The organism is Terriglobales bacterium (genome assembly GCA_035454605.1).
Lineage (GTDB): Bacteria > Acidobacteriota > Terriglobia > Terriglobales > Acidobacteriaceae > DATMAB01.
This window is the reverse complement of record DATIGQ010000024.1, coordinates 1-18,262: the sequence shown is the minus strand read 5'-3', so window position 1 is coordinate 18,262 and position 18,262 is coordinate 1. Positions and strand designations below refer to the sequence as shown.

14 protein-coding genes are annotated in these 18,262 nt (G+C 64.4%); 12 read left to right on the top strand and 2 right to left on the bottom strand.

The features are described 5' to 3' along the window. The coding region (locus VLE48_01830; GenBank protein ID HSA91724.1) for a PilZ domain-containing protein at window positions 1–332 on the top strand (332 nt) is incomplete at its 5' end. Window positions 333–337: 5 nt separating this feature from the next. Here the strand turns inward: VLE48_01830 and VLE48_01825 are convergent. After that, window positions 338–850 carry a hypothetical protein gene (locus tag VLE48_01825; protein ID HSA91723.1) on the bottom strand — a complete coding sequence of 171 codons (513 nt, stop codon included), beginning with the start codon at window positions 848–850 and terminating at the stop codon, window positions 338–340. 215 nt (window positions 851–1,065) lie between these two features. On the opposite strand from VLE48_01825, the gene VLE48_01820 reads away from it, so the two are divergent. Together VLE48_01820 and VLE48_01815 are read left to right on the top strand one after the other, a co-directional pair. Beyond that, window positions 1,066–1,917: an AraC family transcriptional regulator gene (locus VLE48_01820; protein ID HSA91722.1), complete on the top strand. Its 852-nt coding sequence runs from the start codon at window positions 1,066–1,068 to the stop codon at window positions 1,915–1,917. 73 nt (window positions 1,918–1,990) lie between these two features. Beyond that, window positions 1,991–3,781 (top strand): serine hydrolase, encoded by a 1,791-nt coding sequence (locus tag VLE48_01815; protein ID HSA91721.1) that lies wholly within the window; start codon window positions 1,991–1,993, stop codon window positions 3,779–3,781. Between the two features lie 178 nt (window positions 3,782–3,959). Here VLE48_01815 and VLE48_01810 read toward each other — a convergent pair whose 3' ends face one another. Continuing rightward, complete coding sequence (locus tag VLE48_01810) at window positions 3,960–4,970, bottom strand: hypothetical protein (protein ID HSA91720.1); 1,011 nt, start codon at window positions 4,968–4,970, stop codon at window positions 3,960–3,962. A 214-nt stretch (window positions 4,971–5,184) separates the two neighbouring features. Between VLE48_01810 and VLE48_01805 the strand changes: the two genes are divergently transcribed. From VLE48_01805 to VLE48_01765, 9 genes are all read left to right on the top strand, one after another. Next, window positions 5,185–7,113: a winged helix-turn-helix domain-containing protein gene (locus VLE48_01805; GenBank protein HSA91719.1), complete on the top strand. Its 1,929-nt coding sequence runs from the start codon at window positions 5,185–5,187 to the stop codon at window positions 7,111–7,113. 21 nt (window positions 7,114–7,134) lie between these two features. Continuing rightward, window positions 7,135–10,620: a TonB-dependent receptor gene (locus tag VLE48_01800; protein HSA91718.1), complete on the top strand. Its 3,486-nt coding sequence runs from the start codon at window positions 7,135–7,137 to the stop codon at window positions 10,618–10,620. 159 nt (window positions 10,621–10,779) lie between these two features. Beyond that, complete coding sequence (locus tag VLE48_01795; protein HSA91717.1) at window positions 10,780–11,298, top strand: gamma carbonic anhydrase family protein; 519 nt, start codon at window positions 10,780–10,782, stop codon at window positions 11,296–11,298. A 73-nt stretch (window positions 11,299–11,371) separates the two neighbouring features. Beyond that, window positions 11,372–12,637 carry a histidine--tRNA ligase gene (gene hisS / locus VLE48_01790; GenBank protein ID HSA91716.1) on the top strand — a complete coding sequence of 422 codons (1,266 nt, stop codon included), beginning with the start codon at window positions 11,372–11,374 and terminating at the stop codon, window positions 12,635–12,637. A gap of 53 nt (window positions 12,638–12,690) precedes the next feature. Continuing rightward, window positions 12,691–12,846, top strand: a complete 156-nt coding sequence (locus tag VLE48_01785) for a hypothetical protein (GenBank protein ID HSA91715.1) — start codon at window positions 12,691–12,693, stop codon at window positions 12,844–12,846. A gap of 130 nt (window positions 12,847–12,976) precedes the next feature. Further along, the gene (locus VLE48_01780; GenBank protein ID HSA91714.1) at window positions 12,977–13,342 is read left to right on the top strand and encodes a hypothetical protein; all 366 of its coding nucleotides are present in this window, start codon (window positions 12,977–12,979) and stop codon (window positions 13,340–13,342) included. Window positions 13,343–13,446: 104 nt separating this feature from the next. Continuing rightward, complete coding sequence (aspS, locus tag VLE48_01775; protein HSA91713.1) at window positions 13,447–15,279, top strand: aspartate--tRNA ligase; 1,833 nt, start codon at window positions 13,447–13,449, stop codon at window positions 15,277–15,279. A gap of 49 nt (window positions 15,280–15,328) precedes the next feature. Then, window positions 15,329–17,335 (top strand): DNA mismatch repair endonuclease MutL, encoded by a 2,007-nt coding sequence (gene mutL / locus VLE48_01770; GenBank protein ID HSA91712.1) that lies wholly within the window; start codon window positions 15,329–15,331, stop codon window positions 17,333–17,335. Next, window positions 17,332–18,201 (top strand): hypothetical protein, encoded by an 870-nt coding sequence (locus VLE48_01765; protein HSA91711.1) that lies wholly within the window; start codon window positions 17,332–17,334, stop codon window positions 18,199–18,201. Before mutL ends, VLE48_01765 begins: the two co-directional genes overlap by 4 nt. Window positions 18,202–18,262: the final 61 nt, after the last annotated feature.

Genomic DNA, 18,262 nt, shown 5'->3' with positions numbered 1-18,262 from the left:
CCCCGGAAGACCGATCGCCACCGCGCTGGCCGGTGAAAGTGGACGTCCGCTATGGAATTGCCCGCGAGATGATCGTCGGTGAGGGCCTCGACATCAACCACAAGGGCATCGGTTTCCGCGGAGACCAGGCCTATCCGGTCGGGACGAAAATCACGCTGGAATTCCGCTTTTCCCACGCGGGTACTCACTGGATCAGGACGCAAGCCGTCGTGCGTCGCTCCGAGGGCCGGGAGATAGGCGCTGAGTTCCTGGGATTGACCGAAGCGGAGGAGAAGGAAATCACCCAACTCATCCGGAACGAGTTGGCGGTGCGTAGGGAGGAAGCGTGGTAGCGCAATCAGTGTGATGAACAGTCGCGGCTTCCACTTGCGCGGTTCGTGCTTGCCTCATCGATCAAGGGTCTTACGGCCTTATCCCACACTTCCCACGCGTGAAACCAGTTCCCCTCAACGCCGCGGAGGATCGTGCTCACGTTCAACCGATACCACTTCTCGCCCCTGCCCGGCAGGTGCACGTAACCCTTCCCGGTTGACGGGTCAAGCTCATACTGCACCACGTAGATCAGTCGCTCCTCGGGAAGCTTGGCGTAGAAGGAGACTTCGTAGCGTCGCAGTCCCTTGGGTCGCTCCGCAGCCGGGCCTCGGGACCCGTCGATGATGAACGCGCTGGCTTGGTTGGGACTCGTTCCCCCATCTGCCCACACAAAGAACCTCCCGAGGACGTTCGCGTCGGTTATCTCAATGGGCGCGTTGAGCCCGCCGCCTTGGATCGTGATTCTGCTCGTCGGTACCTTTGCCAGCATCCGGGACGGGGCCATTAGCACACACAGCATGAACGAAGCCGCCAGCATTCGTCTCATCCCGCCACCTCCACCAAGGCGTCCAAGCGCCTGCTCATGGTTGGACGCCTCAGCACTGAACTCGTTTGCAGCAACCACCTTCTGAATGAGTCCCCATCCAACCTCTGTTACATCGTCCCCGCCACTACACTGGAGCGTTGCGCGTAACCTGATCCAGCGGCATTACCAAGCCGCCGCTCGTCCGTCTTAGCATTATGGCTTTGCCGGTGCATTCACTTCCCAGCCTCGGTTATGGGCAGTTCTTTGGCACGGCGCGCGAACGCGTGCAGGTCTCGGGATTCTCGCTGGTTCGCATGGTGCCCGAACTTCCCCCGGAACAGGTTCCCCCGCATTCCCACGAGGAGGCTTCCTTTGTCCTGATCTTGCGGGGAACCTACATCTCTTCCGCTCGAGAAGCTGGCCACGTGTGCGGCCCGCGCACGTTGATCTACAACCCACCGGGCATCACCCACCGCGACCGCTTCACCTGTCTCGATGGAGAGTTCCTCGCAATTTCGGTTTCCCCGCACACCTTGGGACATGTACAGGAGCAGGTGCGGGTTCCAGAGTGTGCCACCGCGTTCCGCCGGGACGAAGCAGTCTCCGTCGCTCAGCGCGTGCTTAGGGAATGGGGGAGGTGGGACGCGGCTTCTCCCTTGGTTGCAGAGGGGCTGTGTCTGGAACTGCTGGCCCTAATCGCTCGCCAGCGTGGCGTTTCCCTGCGGCGGCCGCCGGCGTGGCTCCACCGGGCCCGGGAGTTGCTCCATGAGCAGTGCTCCGACGGTTTGCGGGTGGCAGAGGCCGCCCGCATCCTCGGTGTTCACCCGGTGCATTTCGTCCGTGCCTTCCGGCAATTCTTCCGCTCGACCCCGGGCGAGTACATGCGGCACTGCCGCCTCGAAAAGGCCGCGTCCCTGCTGGCATCGACGGAATTGCCTTTGGCCCAGGTGGCGCTCGCCGCAGGTTTTGCCGATCAGAGCCACTTCACGAAGGTCTTCCGACGTGGTTGGGGCCGCTCGCCCGGTGCCTACCGCCAGCTTCTGCGCCGGCCCCGCGCACACGATGGACCAACCTGCTAATCCTGGACAAGACGCTTTTCGCGGTCCTGCGCTACCTTGCGGTGGGGAGACACGACCAGGGATGCCAACCCGGATGCCCGCTGCAGTGTTCGTCCTGTTGCTGCTCTCGACCTCTCTCGCGCTCGCCCAAACTACCGCGACCCATCCGTCGCCGGATGCCGATCTCGCCGGCTTCTGGGCGAGCGAGCAGATTCTGCGCCCGCTGGCGCGCGGCACCCTTACCATCGATGCCCGCAGCGCCCAGTGGCGCGCGCAGATCGCTGGCTTCGACATTGCCTTCGAACGGCGTCAGAGCAAAGACGCGATCACCTTCGCTCTACCCGGCGACGCCGGCGAGTTTCGCGGACACCTGAGTCGGGATGGCAAGCGCATTGCCGGGCACTGGATCCAGCCCGGCGTCGCCTACCCCTACAACCCGCGCTACGCCTCCCCGGTAGAACTCACGCAGGTGGAGAGCGGGGTGTGGCGCGGAGAGGTCATACCCCTCGAGCCCCGCCTCTCCTTCTATCTCACCATCGAGCATGCCGCCGACCGCGCCCCCTACACGGCCTATTTCCGCAATCCCGAAGCGAACATTGCTCGTCGCTCGTACCGCATTGTGATGAAGGAGAACGTTGTAATTGTGATGGTTGCCGGTGGCAACGCGGAACTCATGGGCACCTACGACCCGGAAACCGACCGCCTCACACTCCCGCTGATTAATGGCTACCCGCCGCTCTCCTTCGCTCGCACGCAGCCAGACCTTGCTCTGGGCTTCCGGCCACGAGTGCCGGCACAGCACAAGTACGTCTATCGCAAGCCCGTGGTTAAGAACGACGGCTGGGCAACGGCTTCGCTCGCCGATGTCGGCTTGGCGGAACAACCCATCGCCGGGCTGATCGAGAAGATCCTCGCTGCCGCGCCCACGCGCGACAACCCGGTCAACATCCACAGCCTGCTCATCGCCCGCCACGGCAAGCTGGTGCTCGAAGAATATTTCTACGGCTTCGACGCGGAACGCACGCACGACATGCGCTCCGCCAGCAAGACCTTCGCGCCCCTGCTGGTCGGGCTGGCGCGTGAGCACGGCGCCAAGATCGACGTGGACGCGCCCGTCGTCTCTTTTTTCACGGAATACAAGCCCTTGGCCCATCCCGACCCGCGCAAGGACCGCATCACCGTGCGCCACCTGATGACCATGACCTCCGGGCGCGCTTGCCGCGGCCAGTGGGACGAAGATCCTATGCAGGAGCAGACCGCGCAGCCCGACTGGTACAAGTTCTCACTCGACGCGCCCATGGAGCGCGAGCCCGGCGGCGACCAGGCCGTCTATTGCTCCTCTGACATTCATCTGCTCGGCGGCATCGTGAAGGACACCACCGGCCGTTGGCTGCCGGAGTTCTTCCAGGAGTACGTCGCCCGGCCGCTCGAGATGCCCGTCTACCACATGAACCTGACGCCCACCGGCGAGGCCTATCTGGGGGGCGGGCTCTACCTGCGCCCGCGCGACCAGTTGAAGCTCGGCCAGATCTATCTCTCCGGCGGCACGTGGAACGGCCGGCGCATCGTGAGCGAGCAGTGGGCGAAGGAATCCGTTGCGCGCCGCGCCGGGTTCAAGCCGCTGTTCGACATCGACGCCGGCCACGGGTACGCCTACGCCTGGCATGTGCGCGATCACAAAGACGGGGATCGCGTCTTCCACGACCACTACGCCGGCGGCAACGGCGGCCAGCTCATCATCGTCATCCCCGAGCTCGACATGGTGGTGGGCTTCACCGGCGGCGATTACGCCGAAGCCCGCAAGTTCTTCGCTTGGGAGATCGAGCTGCTGCCGCAGTACATCATTCCAGCCGCGCTGGGCGGTCAACCCCTGCCCTCCCCGTAGTCAGGCTTGTCATCGTGAGCGAAGCGAAGAATCCATGTATCCGACTGCTCTGTTCCACCCCTGTCCTGGTGCTTTCAAGCGACAGAGAGGAAAAACTGCGGGTCGACGGCCGGTTCGCCGCCCACCCGCTTGCTGCCAGTTCGTTCCGCCGCTGTGCGGACGCCGACCCTCCGAGCCGCTAGTTCCCGTTGCCCGTGAGCTTCTGGCGCGTGCTCACGTACAGGTCGTTGCCGCCTAATCCGCCCGCTAGCCGGTTCGAATAGAAGAATACCGTCTGGCTGCTCCAAGAGAGGGCCGCCGCCCCATCATTAGCAGTAGAGTTCACAGCGGGGCAGGGATCAATCCCAGATTCGAGGCATTTGTCTGCGTTCTCCAAATTGAGGTTGATCGGCAGTTGCCAGGGATCTTGCGCGGAAGCGCGCGTGGCAACAAACAGATCGAGGCCGCCGGTCGTGCCGGAGCGATTGCTCGTAACGACAATCTCCAAGCCGTCGCGACGAATGGCCGTCTTGGTGTTACGAAACCCAGGGCTGTTCAGTTCAGCTATGGACGCCGGCGAACTCCACATCTGTTGCTCGTTGCAGCTTTTCAGATCCGCGGTGCAGGTGCTGACGTGGATACTGAAGCCGTTGGGATCGGCCGGCGTATAGTTGCGGGCGAAATAGAGATAGTGGGTACCGGTGGCGTCGTCTTGCCAATAGCCGGGCCCACCATCATCGGCTCCGGGAGCGTTGAGGGTGCAACCGAGATTGACCGGCGGCTCCCAGCCGAAATCGTCGCGCTTGTTCGGGCGATGCGAGGCCCACAATTCCTGGCGCAGGCCGGCATTACAGCCGCCCGGGCGCGTGCTGTAGAAAAAGAGCCAGTGGCCATCCATCGTGAGATTCGCGGCATGGTCGTCGGACGACGAGTTCAGCATGGTGAGGTTCTGCGGCGGCTGCCAGGGACTGTCGAGGCTGTCGCGTTGTGAGACCCACAGGTCTAGCTTGCCGGCGCCATCGGGACGATCGGAGCTGAAGTAAAGGCTCAGGCCATCCTTGGAGAGCGACGGGTGCATATCGTTGGCGGCCGTGTTGATTGCCGCCCCGAGATTCACCGGCGCGGACCACGGCCCGAAGTCTTGCGCCGCTACCAGGTTCGGCAGCAGCAGGATAGCGAACGCAAACGCGAGAGTCAGTTGCTTGTTCATGGTGCCCTCCTTTGGGCGAACGCGGCGACTCTCGCGCCCCTTCCCAAGTAGCGTCAATGGGCGGAGGCTGTACTCTTTCCGGAATGTGGCCGGACTGCTAAACGGCTGGGAATACGAGGCCAACGAGCCGGGCCTGAATCGTGCCGCGGTGCAGGAAACGTGCTACACTCCGCCCATTCGGGGCCTGGCTCAGGCCGTTCGGTCTGGGTGAGCGATGGCGGTTTCCACTTCATCCCGTCGCACAGTTCGCTTTGGAGTCTTCGAGGCCGACCTGCGCTCCGGCGAGCTGCGCAAGAGCGGCACACGCATCAAGCTGCAGGAACAGCCCTTCCAAGTGCTGGGGATGCTCCTGGAGCGTCCCGGCGACGTGGTCACCCGCGACGAGCTCCGCCAGAAACTCTGGCCCGCCGACACCTTCGTCGATTTCGATGATGGCCTGAACACCGCTGTCAAGAAGCTCCGCGACACTCTCGGCGACTCGGCCGACACTCCACGATTTATCGAGACCCTGCCGAAGCGCGGCTATCGCTTCATCGCGCCGGTCAACGGACGCGACGAATCCACTGCCTCGGTCATTCCCGTCCAGCCCGCCCCGATTCCGCCCACCGCCGCTACGCCCCCCTGGCGCAGCCGGGCGCTGAAACTGGGGCTTCTCGGTGCTGTCGTCGTGCTGGGAGTGCTCCTGGGGATGAGGACGGGGACCGGCGACAATCCGGCACTGGCACCGGTCCGCTCCATCGCCGTCCTTCCTCTCGAGAACCTTTCCGGCGATCCCTCGCAGGAATACCTCGCCGACGGCCTCACAGACGCCCTCACCACGAACCTGGCACAGACCGCCCCGTTGCGCGTCATTTCCCGCACCTCGGCCATGAACTACAAGGGCAAGCGGAAACCCGTGCAGGACATCGCCCGCGAGCTCAACGTCGATGCACTGGTGGAAGGCTCAGTTGTGCGTTCGGGCGAACGCATCCGAGTGAGCGCCCAGCTCATCCACGCCGCCACCGACCAGCACCTCTGGGCGCAGAGCTATGAGCGCGATGTGGCCGATCTGCTGGCATTGCAGGATGAGATCGCGCAATCTGTCGCCCGCGAGATTCGCGTGCAGCTCAACCCTGAGCAGCGCCGGAGCATGGCCCGCCTGCGCTCCGCCGATCCCCAGGCCTACGACCACTACCTGCGCGGCAGGTTCTATTCCGATAGCAAGAATCCGGCCGAGTTCGAGATCTCCGTCCGCGAGATGGAGCAGGCCGTCGCTCTCGATCCAGGCTTCGCTCCCGCCTGGGCCCAGCTCGCTCGCGGTTACAGTGAAAGAGCTTTTTGGTCCAGGCCTCAGGAAAGTCAGTGGGCCCAGAAAGCTACTCAGGCTGTAGAGAAGGCTCTCAGCGCCGACCCAGACCTGCCGGAGGCGCATCTGGCTCGCGCCAACGTCCTGTGGACTCGTGCCAACCGCTTTCCGCATGAAAAGGCGATCGCCGCCGAAAAGCGTGCCCTGGCCCTCAATCCCAATCTCGATGAGGCCCATCACCTGCTCGGGATGAAGTACCTCCACTTGGGACTGTTCGAGAAGGGGGAGCGGGAAATGCAAACCGCGCTAACTCTCAATCCGGCCAACGTTGGTGTCCGCTACCGCCTGGCGGTCAACCAGCTTTATCAGGGTAACTATCAGCAGGCGGCCGCAGGCCTGATGGGGACCCGCGGCTACATTCCGTCCCTGTGGACCTATCAAATGGCCACAGCGCTCTTCCACCTGGGAAAGAAAGAGGAAGCTGCCGCCCTCCTGAACGACTACCTGAAAGAGCATCCGATGGACGAGGGCGGTGTTGCCAATGCTCTGTTGGCCCTCATCGCGGCAGACGCCGGGGATCATGCACGCGCGCAGGCTTTCATTCGGACGGCCATTGAGAAGGGCAAGGACTTCGGCCACTTCCATCACACTGCCTTTACCATCGGCGAAGCCTATGCGCGCATGCATCGTCCCGCTGACGCCGTGAAATGGCTCAAGTTCGCCGCCGAGGATGGATTCCCGTGCTATCCGTTATACGCCCGCGACCCGAATCTGGACGGCATGCGCAGCGACCCTCAGTTTGTTGTGTTCATGTCCACCCTACGGAAACAGTGGGAGCACTACCGGGCCACCCTGTAGTTGGTTCTCCGGAGGTGAGCGGTGCCTGGCAAGACTCGGGTCTGGTTCGTGTTCGTGATCGCCGGCGCCCTCACGCTTCCCTCTCTTGCCCAAACCACTGGCAGCATTGCCGGCCGGGTAACCGATTCCACAGGCGCCGTCATCGCCGGCGCCGAAGTTACGGCCCTGAACCATGCTACTGCCCAGAGCCGTAGCACCCTGACGAACGACCTCGGAGCCTACGCGTTCCCTCTGCTTCCACCGGGCAGCTACAGCGTCCGCATTGCCTCCAAGGGCTTCCGCGCCACGGACGTTTCCGACGTGCGCGTGGCTGTCACCGAGACCACGGAGGTCAGCGTCGTGCTCCAGGTCGGGGCCAATCCTGAATCCATTAGCGTCACCGGTTCTCCTGCCCTGGTTCAGCGCGACGGCCCTCAGCTCGGCCGCGTCGTCGATGCCCGTGGCGTCTCTGAGCTTCCTCTTGCCACGCGCAACTTCTCCCAGATACTGAGCCTCTCCCCGGGTACCGCTACCTACCTGCCGGACTCGACCGCGGTTGGGCGCAATACCCAGGCCATCTCCGTCAACGGCGCCCGCGTTACCCAGAACAACTACCAGATCAATGGCATCGACGCGAACACCATGGGCGCCAACGGGCCCATCCTGATTGCCGTTCCCGCTCCCGAAACCATCCAGGAGTTCAAGGTCCAGACCTCTCTCTACGACGCCGCCTACGGGCGGGCCGGCGGCGCCAACATCCACATCCTCACTCGCAGCGGAACGAACGCCTTCCACGGATCAGCGTATGAATACCTGCGCAATGACGCCCTCAATGCCAATAACCCGTTCCTCGGAGCCGCCGGTGTCCGGCGCCCGGTACTCAAGCGACACGCCTTCGGGGCCACCTTTGGCGGACCGCTGCGTAGGGAGAGGCTGTTTTTCTTCGCCTCCTACCAGGGAACGCGCGAGCGCAACGGTGCGTCCATCATCAACAGCATCTCCTCGAACGTCCTCGTAGCGCCCGGCCTTACCGACGATCGCTCCGAATCTGCGCTGCTGGCCACCTTCACGCCCATCCTGCCCAACGGCCAGCCGGCCACAGCGATTGACGCGGCGGCGCTTGCCCTGCTCAACGCCCGCTTTCCCGACGGCCGCTTCGCCATTCCGACTCCTGGTCCCAACGGACGCTACACCGGCTCCGAGGTTTCACGTTTCCAGGAGGACCAGTTCAACGCCAATCTGGATTGGCGGCTGACCGCCGCGAACTCCCTTTCCTTCAAGTTCTTTTTTGCCAACAGTACCCAGGACCTCGCCCTGCCCAGTTTCCGCGGCCAGGGCCCCAATGTACCCGGTTTCGGCGCGGCCGGTCTCTTCAACAATCGCGTCATCGCCCTGCAGCACATCCACGTCTTCAGCGAGCGCACCCTCAACGAGTTCCGCGCCGGGTATTACTTCAACCGTAACAACACGTCTCCTGGGGAGCCGCTGAACGACTCCGACCTCGGCATCCTCCGCTCCAACGCCGCCGAGTTTCCCGGCCTCTCGCTCATCCGCATCGCCCCCGGCGCTGGCGGTGTGATTATCGGAACCTCGCCTCCCATCGATGGTCGTGCCGCTCCCTCCACCACCACCGTCTCCGACACGCTCACCCTGCTGCGAGGCCGGCACACTCTCCGTCTGGGAGGCGAAGTTCGGTACAACCTCATCAATTTCGTCATCAACCACTTCGTTTACGGCCAGATCGACTTTCAGAACTTCAACAACTTCCTCACCGGCAACTCCCAGGTCTCGATTCTCGGAGGCGGACTGCCGGGACGGAACTGGCGCGCCTTCGACTACAACTTCTTCCTGCAGGACGACTGGAAGCTGTCTCCCACGCTCACTTTGAGCCTCGGCCTGCGCTATGAACTCGATTTGCCGATCTACGACACCCTGGGGCGGCTGGCCACCTTCGATCCGGCGCTTTACCAGCCGCGCATGCAAATCGCGAATGGTCTTCCCGTTGGTCCGCCCGTAGGCGGCTTCGTACAGGCAGGAAACGTCATCCCCGATCTGGATCTGCCCGAAGTGCCGAACGTCGGGCAAGGTGTGCTGCGCAGCAGCGATTCCAACAATCTCGCCCCACGCGTAGGCGCGGCCTGGTCACCCCTTTCGTTTGGAGGGCTCGTCATTCGGGGCGGTTACGGTCTCTACCACTCGCGCCCCACCTTCCAGTACGCCTCGGTCACCGACCGTCTGCCGCCCACCTACGTCCTCGGCCGCAGAAGCAATGCACCCTTAACGAATCCCTTTTTTCCAGTGCCGCCCGCAGACCAGTTTCCCACTTTCGTGCCCGGGGTAGCGCTCTCGGGCACGGTCTTCGATCGCGACCTGCTCACGCCCTACTTCCACGAGTTCAACGTGAGCGTCCAATACGAAGTCCGCAAAGAGATGTTGCTCGAGATAGCGTACGCGGGCTCGCGCGGCCGAAAGCTCTTCCGCCAGGTGGCCATCAACCAGGCCCGCCTTGCCAGCCCGCAAGCCCCCATCACGAACGACGTCACCGGTGCCCTCATCACCACCAACACCCCTGCGAACGCCCAACTGCGGGCGCCTTTTCAAGGCGTTTCCATCAACGGCTTCGATCAGATCCAGGCCGCCGCCGAGTCGTCGTATGATTCGCTGCAGGCAAGCCTGACCCGCCGATTTTCGCGCGGCTTCCAATTCCTCGCTGCCTACACCTGGGCCAAGTCCATCGATACGGCTTCCGGAGCAGGAGGGGGCGCCGGCATTGCGGGCGTCGTAAACACCGGCGCCGTCGGCGACTCCAGCCCCGTCCTCGGCGACCAGCTCAACACTCAGGCCAACCGGGGAGTTTCGGACTTCGACCGCACCCACCGTTTTGTGTTCAGCTATCTCTGGGATCTGCCCCAGGTCTCGCCGGACTCCCTGCGCGCCTTGCGCTGGCTGCTTTCCGACTGGCACACCTCGGGCCTGCTCACGGCCATGTCCGGCTTGCCCATCGATGTTGCCGATACCGGCGCGGGCTCGTTGTATGGACTGTCGGGCGGAGCGGCCGCTCTGGCTCGCCCCAACCTCGCCCCGGGCGCCACTTGCTCGGACGCTGAGAGTGGCGTACCCACTGGCTACTTCTTCAACCCATTCGTGTTCGCTTCGCCCGTGGTGCCGGCCGGGCAGCCCATCCCAAGCTCAGGCGGACTCTTTCTGGCTGGCGCCAACGGCACCGATATTGGCAACCTTTCCCGCAACTGCCTGCGGGGCCCGCGCCAGGTTAACCTCGACATCGCCTTCAGCCGCCGCTTCCGCTTGCGCGAATCCGCGTCCTTCGAGTTCCGTACCGAGTTCTTCAACCTGTTCAACCACCCCAATCTCGCCAATCCCATCAGCAACTTCAACGCTGTCACCGCCACCGGCGGCAGCATCGATCCGACGACCGGCCAAGTTCTCTCGCCCGCTAACTTCGGCCGTGTCATCTCGACCAGCAGTAATCCCCGTATTATCCAATTCGCCCTCAGGGCCAGCTTCTAGATGGGGCCCCGCTTGCTCCGCGCTTCATCGGCGCGTACGTGGAAATCCATCGGCCAATCCTTCGAACTGGACGACGGCAAAATGGTTCTTGCCTCACATTGCCGCTCGCCACTCCCGCGTGCTACTTTCAACCGTTTTCCTCGGGGAGAACACTCACGCATGCTCCGTCCCTACAAAGGAATCTCGCCCCAGGTCGCGGACTCCTGCTACGTGGATGATTCCGCGCAGCTCATCGGCGACGTCACCCTGGGCGCGCACTCCAGCGTCTGGATGAACGCCGTGCTGCGCGGCGACGTGCACTCCATCCGCGTAGGCGCGAACTCCAACATCCAGGACTGCTCCGTGCTCCACGGCATGAAGGACAAGTTCCCCGTCGAGGTGGGCGAGTGGGTGACCGTGGGCCACTCGGTGACGCTGCACGGCTGCGTCATCGAAGACCGCTGCCTCATCGGCATGGGTGCCGTGATTCTGAACGGCGCGCGCGTGGGCAAGGGCTCCATCATCGCCGCCGGCACGGTCATCCCCGAGGGCACGCTGGTCGAGCCGGGCTCACTGTGGATGGGCGTTCCGGGAAAATTTCGCAAGAAGCTGGGGGAGAGCGACCAGGAAACCATCTTGCGCTACGCGCAGAACTATCTCGATTACAAGAACCAATATCTGAAGGAACACAAGAAGTAGCGGAAAGCGAAGTCAAATGGCGGAAAGCGTAGAGCGGAAAGCGGAGAGCCAAGCAATTCGAGCCGTCCGTGGAATGCGCAACCTGTTGCCGCCGGAGACGGCGGTGTGGAACTTCGTCGAGGCCGCCGCCCGCGACGTCTTCCGCGTCTACGGTTTTCACGAGATCCGCACGCCGGTCATCGAGGACCTGGCGCTTTTTCAGCGCTCGGTGGGCGAAGAAACCGATATCGTCGCCAAAGAGATGTTCGCTTGGGAAGACCGTGCCCGCGCCGAAAGCGAAAAGGGCCAGACGCTCGCGCTGCGCCCGGAGAACACGGCCGGCGTCGTGCGCGCCTACATCGAGCACAAGCTGTGGGAACGGCCCGGCTTGCAACGCCTCTTCTATATGGGGCCGCAATTCCGGCGGGAGCGTCCGCAGAAAGGGCGCTTCCGGCAGTTCTACCAGATTGGCGCCGAGGTGATCGGACCGCCGGCGGCCGGCAGCGAGTCACCCGCGGTCGATGCCGAAGTGCTGGAGATGCTGGCCACGCTGCTCGACCGTGTGGGCCTTTCCGGTTGGACGCTCCATCTGAACTCCGTGGGTTGCGCGCACGACCGCCCGAAGTTCAACGCCGCGCTGCGCAGGGCGCTGGCTGGCGTGGTGGAGAAGATGTGCTCGGACTGCCGCCGCCGCGCTGAGACCAATCCGCTGCGCGTCTTCGACTGCAAGGTGCCCGCCGACCAGCCCATCATCGAAAAGCTGCCGCGCATGCTCGAGTTCTTGGACGACGCCTGCCGCGCCCACTTCGCCGAAGTGCAGGCCATCTTGCGCGCGGTCGAAGTCCCTTTCGACATCAACGACCGCATGGTCCGCGGCCTGGATTACTACAGCAGGACGGCGTTTGAATTCACGCACGGAGGGCTGGGAGCGCAGAACGCGGTGCTGGGCGGGGGACGGTACGACGGACTATCGGAAGCGCTGGGCGGGCCGCGAGCGCCGGGCATCGGATTCGCCATCGGGGAAGACCGCATGGTGATGGCGCTGGGCGAAGCCGCCGCCGCGGTCGAGCAGCCGCTCGAGGCCTACGTCGCGCCGCTGGGAGCGGGGATGAACCGCGAGGCGGCGCGCCTGGCGCGCGAATTGCGCCGGCACGACATCGTGGTAGAAATGGGCGACGAAAGCTTCCGGCTGAAGAAGTCGCTGGAGACAGCGAGCAGGCTGGGCGCGCGCTGTGTGGTGATCGTGGGCGAGAACGAAGTGAAGGCGGGCGCGTTCGCCGTAAAGACCCTGGCCACCGGCGAACAGGTAAGCGTGCCCCGCGAGGAACTGGCCAAGAAGATCCAGGGGTTGCGCGGATAGAGAGCGGCAAGCGATAAGCAATAAGCAGAGAGCGCAAAGCGGAGGGCGCACACATGTCAGCCAGTCGGGAAACGGTGAAGGCGGGAATCAGCTTCGGGACGGCACTGGCCATGATCCTTTCGTGGAGCCGGAACGGATCGATCCTATGGGCCATCGTGCACGGAGTGTGCTCCTGGTTCTATGTCGTCTGGTACGCGCTCACGCGGTGAGTCCGGCTGCCGGCTCCGCCTGCAGCACGCAAGCTCAAAACCCAGCGTGCTATCATTTGCGTCTCGCGTTTGTTGTCCGCATTTGTCGCCCACTCACGAACGACACGACAGCCTGAAAAGGAGAGACACCATGAGACGCATGGCACTGCTTCTGCTTTTTCTTGCGCTTGCCGCGGGCGTCGCGCTCGCGCAGGATCCCGTCAAGATGGATCCCAAGCACTATCACGTGATGTTCGAGAACGACCAGGTGCGCGTACTGCACATCATCTACGCGCCGGGTGAGAAGTCGGTGATGCACGAGCACCCGGACAGCGTGGCCGTGCTCCTGACCGACCAGCGTGTGAAATTCACCTTTCCCGACGGCGCCTCCGAAGTTGAAGACGCCAAGGCCAAGGACGCTCTCTGGATCGAGTCCAATAAGCATCTCCCGGAAAACGTGGGCACGGGGCCGTTCGAGGTGATCCTGGTGGAGCTCAAGAGCGCCTCGAAGAAGTGACGCCGGTCAGCCGGGGGAGCTGCCGAAGCGCGGCTCATCTGAGTCACGCTCTATAATTGGCGATTCCGCCAGGGGCGGGAATCCTCGCTTTCAAGGGCCATTGCTTGCTCGACTTTCTTGGTGATCTGCGGCGCACGCACACCTGCGGCGCTTTGCGCGTGGCCGATGCCGGCCGGCGCGTGGTGCTGATGGGCTGGGTGAACCGCCGCCGCGACTTGGGCAACCTGATTTTCGTGGACGTGCGCGACCGCACCGGCGTGACCCAGGTCGTCTTCAACAAGGAGCGGGACGCGGAGCTGCATGAGCGCGCCGGCGAACTGCGCGGCGAGTACGTCATCGCGGTGACCGGCGAAGTGAAGCGGCGCGACGCGGCCACCATTAACAAGAACATCGCTACCGGCGAGATTGAAGTGTTCGCCGGCGAGCTGCGCATCCTGAACGAAGCGAAGACGCCGCCTTTTTCGCCCGCCGACAGCGCGCTGGCCAACGAGGAAGTGCGGCTGAAATACCGCTACATCGACCTGCGGCGGGCGGAGATGCAGGCCAACCTCGAACTGCGGCACAAGGTGGCGCTGGCCATCCGCAACTATCTCTCCTCGGCGGGCTTCTTCGAGATCGAGACGCCGTTCCTCACCCGCTCCACGCCCGAAGGGGCGCGCGACTTCCTGGTCCCCAGCCGCGTCCATCCGGGTTCGTTCTACGCTTTGCCGCAGTCGCCGCAACTGTTCAAGCAGATCCTGATGATTTCCGGCTTCGACAAGTATTTCCAGATCGTGCGCTGCTTCCGCGACGAGGACCTGCGGGCCGACCGCCAACTGGAGTTCACCCAGGTCGATCTGGAGATGAGCTATCCCCAACCGGAGCGCGTCTTTGAAGTCACCGAGGGTTTCTTGAAGGCGGCGTGGGCCGCCGCTGGGGTGGACTTGCCGACGCCCTTCCTGCGCATGACCTACGACCAGGCCATCCGCCAGTACGGCAGCGACAAGCCCGACCCGCGCCTGCCTCCGCTTACCGAGGTGCGCGGATGTTTCCAGCCGAGCGAACTGGAGACGCTGAAGATCGCCGCCGGGCCCGTGGTCGCCATCCGCATTCCCAAGGTCGGCGAACTCTCGCGCAAAGAACGCGACGAGATCAGGACGCTCATCGCCGACCGCAAAGAGGCCAAGGTCTTCGACGATATCAAGCGCCTGGAGAAATCGTTTCCGGAGTCGGTGGCGAAGATTCGCGCCGCAGCCAGGGCTGAAGCAAGCGACCTGCTGGTGATGGTGGCGGGCGACTCGCGGCCGGAGGCGCACAAATCCGAGGGCGGGGTGAAGCCGGAAGTGAAGCAGCACGACTACGCCGTCTCCACCGCCGCCGGCGCGCTGCGTGTCGCCCTCGGGCAGAAATACGCCGAGCGCCACGGCGCTTTCGCTGGCGAGCGCAAGGATGCGAGCTCCTATCGCTTCCTCTGGGTCACCGATTTCCCCATGTTCGAATACGACGAGCGCATGCGGACCTGGGCGGCGGCGCATCATCCCTTCACTTCGCCGTATGAAGAGGACATCGCGCGCATGGAAGAAGATCCGGGTTCGGTGCGCGCCCTGGCCTACGACGTGGTGCTCAACGGAACGGAGTTGGGCTCGGGCTCCATCCGTATCCATCGCCAGGACGTGCAGAAGAAAGTGTTCCGCGCCCTGGGCATGACGGACGAAGAAGCCCGCGAGCGCTTCGGCTTCTTTTTGGAAGCGCTGGAATACGGCACGCCGCCCCACGGCGGCATCGCGCTGGGACTGGACCGCATCGTGATGATTCTGGCCGGCGCCGACAGCCTGCGCGAAGTCATCCCCTTCCCCAAAACCGCCAAGGCCGTAGACCTGATGGTGGACGCCCCCACCCCGGTGAGCGAGGCGCAGTTGAAGGAGCTGGCGATCGAGGTGGAGAAGAAGAAAGACTAGGCCACGGATGGACACGGATAAACACCGAGGTCCAAGAGCAGCCTGATCCGTGTTCATCGGTGTAATCCGTGGCCTGCTTTTCTTGGGGCTCTCCAGTACCATGGACGAGCCCATGGCTCGCATCCACATCCTGCCGGAGCATGTCGCCAACAAGATCGCTGCGGGCGAGGTGGTGGAGCGCCCGGCGTCGGTAGTGAAGGAGTTGCTTGAGAACGCGCTGGATGCGGGCGCGGCGCGCATACGGGTCGAGGTCGAGGCGGGCGGCAAGAAGCTGATCCGCGTGACCGACGACGGCTCGGGCATGGTGCGCGACGACGCTCTTCTGGCATTCGAGCGCCACGCCACTTCCAAGATCAAAGACGCCGAAGACCTGCTGACCGTGGCCACCCTGGGCTTTCGCGGCGAGGCGCTGCCGTCGATCGCTTCGGTCTCGCGGCTGCGGCTGGAGACCCGCGCCGCTTCCGACGCCGCCGGCACCGTGATCGAGATTGCGGGCGGCAAGATGCATAAAGTCGAAGACGCCGGGCTGCCGGCGGGCACTTCGATCGCGGTGCGCGATCTGTTCTTCAACACTCCGGCGCGCAAGAAATTCCTGCGGGCGGAAGCCACCGAGCTTTCCCACATCGCGCAACTAGTGACCCATTACGCGCTGGCCCATCCGGAGAAGCACGTCGAGCTGCATTCTTCGGCGAACGCCATGCTGGTGGTGTCGCCGGTTCGAACGCACGCCGAGCGCCTGTTCCAGATCTTCGGCAAGGAAATGCTGGAGCAGATGGTGCCGGTCACCGCGGAGGCGCAACTGGAACGCGTGGGCCTGCCCGCGCCTCCGTCCTGGGTGATCGAGAAGCGAAAGAAGCAGGGGGAAGAGTACGAAGCGCCGGAACCGGGAGCGCTGCGGGTGCGCGGGTTCGTTTCCCGGCCGGAATTGCAGAAGCTCAACCGCAACTCCATCTTCGTGTTCGTGAACGGCAGGCTGATCCGCGACCGGCTGCTGCAGCACGCGCTGAGCGAGGCCTATCGCAACATCCTGCCGGGGGGAGTGTTCCCGGTGGTGCTGCTGTTTCTGGAGATGCCGGCTCTGGAAGTGGACGTGAACGTCCATCCTTCGAAGACCGAGGTGCGCTTCCGCCAACAGGGCGCGGTGCATGACTTTGTGCGCGATACGGTGCGGGCGGCGCTGGTGGCGGCGCGTCCGGTGCCACAGTTCACGCGCGAGATTGCGGCACAACCGACGGCGGCGCCCGCTCTGACCCCGGGGGCGCGCGGCGGAGTTGCTCCCGCGGGAGACGTGGCAGACTTCGCGCTCCGGCCCGACGAGTTGCCGCCGCTGACGGCGCGATTCGCCTTTCAGGGCGGGACGGAAGTCGAAGCCAACGCGGCCTTGCCCGCCGCCTCCGTCGCGCGTGCCCTTTCCGTCGCCGGCGGCGAGCGCTGCGGCGGAGCGATCGCCACGGGGGCATCGAATGGGCCGGCGGCCATCTCTTCGCTCAAGCCGCTGGGGCAGGTGCGCGATTCGTTCATCCTGGCCGTGGCCGAGGACGGCTTGTGGATCGTGGACCAGCATGTGGCCCACGAACGCGTCCTGTTCGAGCGCGTCCTGCGGCAGCGCGCGGCCGAGCGGGTGGAAGGCCAGCGCCTGCTGATGCCACTGATCGTCGAACTGACGCCGGCGCAGCAGGCGGTGTTCCAGGAGATCGCCGACGAGCTGCGCGCCAACGGCTTCGAAGTCGAGCCTTTCGGCTCGCGCACGCTGGCGGTGAAGACCGCGCCGGCGGGGGTGGACGCCAGCGACATCGAGCGGCTGCTCAACGAACTGCTGGAAGGCTGCGAGCGCGAGGAGCAGGCCGTGAACCTGGAGAAGCTGCGCACGCGCATCGCGGCCTCCATCGCCTGCCATGCCGCCATCAAGGTCAATATGCCCCTGGACGCGAAGAAGATGGAGTGGCTGCTGAGCGAACTGGCCAAGACGGAGTGTCCGTTTTCCTGTCCGCACGGGCGGCCGGTGCTGCTGCGCTACTCGCTGGAAGAGATTCAGAGAGCGTTCAAACGCATATGACCGAACAGGAATTCAACCAGGCGCGGCGCGCGCGATGGCGGCTCGACGGGCGGCCGGTTCGAACGCCCGAAGAGGCGGCCGAGTTCCTGGAGTCAGTCGGGATGTGCGCGCTGTTTCCGCCGCGGGATCTCCTGCTGCCCAGCCTGGTGGGCGCGTGGGCGGGGAGCGATGAGCGCCTGCCGACGGCCGAGCGCGCGTTTCAGGACGAGCGCGGGCAAGCGGCGCGCGAACTGGCGGTGCAGTTGCTGCGCCGCCGAAGCGCGTACGAATCCAACCTGCTGGGCGAAAACGTGCTGCTGGTGGTGGCTTCCGTCTTTCCTTTCTTCTATGCCCTGAAGGGAGACAAGAATCCGCGGGCGGAACTGAAGCCAGGGCGGAGGGAGAAGATCTCTCCGCTGGCCGCAGACGCGTTCACCGCCATCCAGAAAGACGGGCCCATGAGCAAGCGCGGGCTGCGCCAGGCGCTGGGCGGGGAGCCTTCGGAAGCGGCCCTGGACCGCGCCCTGGGCGAGCTGTGGTCGCGGCTGCGCATCACCCGCGTGGATTACCGCGCCGGCGAAGGCGCGCTCTGGGACACGCTGCTGCGCTGGGCGCCGGAGGCGGTGCGCGAAGGATTGCAATTGAGCGTGGGCGAGGCGCTCTCTGCCCTGATCTCGCGTTACCTGGAAGCGGTGGTGGCGGCAGAGCGCAAGCAGATCGAGGAGTTTTTTTCGCTGCTGGCGCCGCGCTCCCGGGTGCGCGAGAACGTCAACGCCCTGCTGGCGGCGCGTGAACTGGCCTTCCGCAGCGTGGGATCGAAGACGCTGGTGGAACTGGCGCCACTGCGCGCCGCGGAACCGCGGGCGGTGGCGACGGAGAAACCATGAGCCAAGCCAGGAAGCTGATCATCGCCATTGACGGTCCTGCCGGTGTGGGCAAGAGCACGGT

Excerpts from the sequence above, each read along its gene's own strand:
- VLE48_01785 (HSA91715.1), top strand. The coding sequence starts at position 12,691 with ATGTCAGCCAGTCGGGAAACGGTGAAGGCGGGAATCAGCTTCGGGACG.
- VLE48_01765 (HSA91711.1), top strand. The coding sequence starts at position 17,332 with ATGACCGAACAGGAATTCAACCAGGCGCGGCGCGCGCGATGGCGGCTC.
- VLE48_01795 (HSA91717.1), top strand. The coding sequence starts at position 10,780 with ATGCTCCGTCCCTACAAAGGAATCTCGCCCCAGGTCGCGGACTCCTGC.
- VLE48_01805 (HSA91719.1), top strand. The coding sequence starts at position 5,185 with ATGGCGGTTTCCACTTCATCCCGTCGCACAGTTCGCTTTGGAGTCTTC.
- VLE48_01825 (HSA91723.1), bottom strand. The coding sequence starts at position 850 with ATGCTGGCGGCTTCGTTCATGCTGTGTGTGCTAATGGCCCCGTCCCGG.
- hisS (HSA91716.1), top strand. The coding sequence starts at position 11,372 with ATGCGCAACCTGTTGCCGCCGGAGACGGCGGTGTGGAACTTCGTCGAG.
- VLE48_01815 (HSA91721.1), top strand. The coding sequence starts at position 1,991 with ATGCCCGCTGCAGTGTTCGTCCTGTTGCTGCTCTCGACCTCTCTCGCG.
- VLE48_01780 (HSA91714.1), top strand. The coding sequence starts at position 12,977 with ATGAGACGCATGGCACTGCTTCTGCTTTTTCTTGCGCTTGCCGCGGGC.
- VLE48_01810 (HSA91720.1), bottom strand. The coding sequence starts at position 4,970 with ATGAACAAGCAACTGACTCTCGCGTTTGCGTTCGCTATCCTGCTGCTG.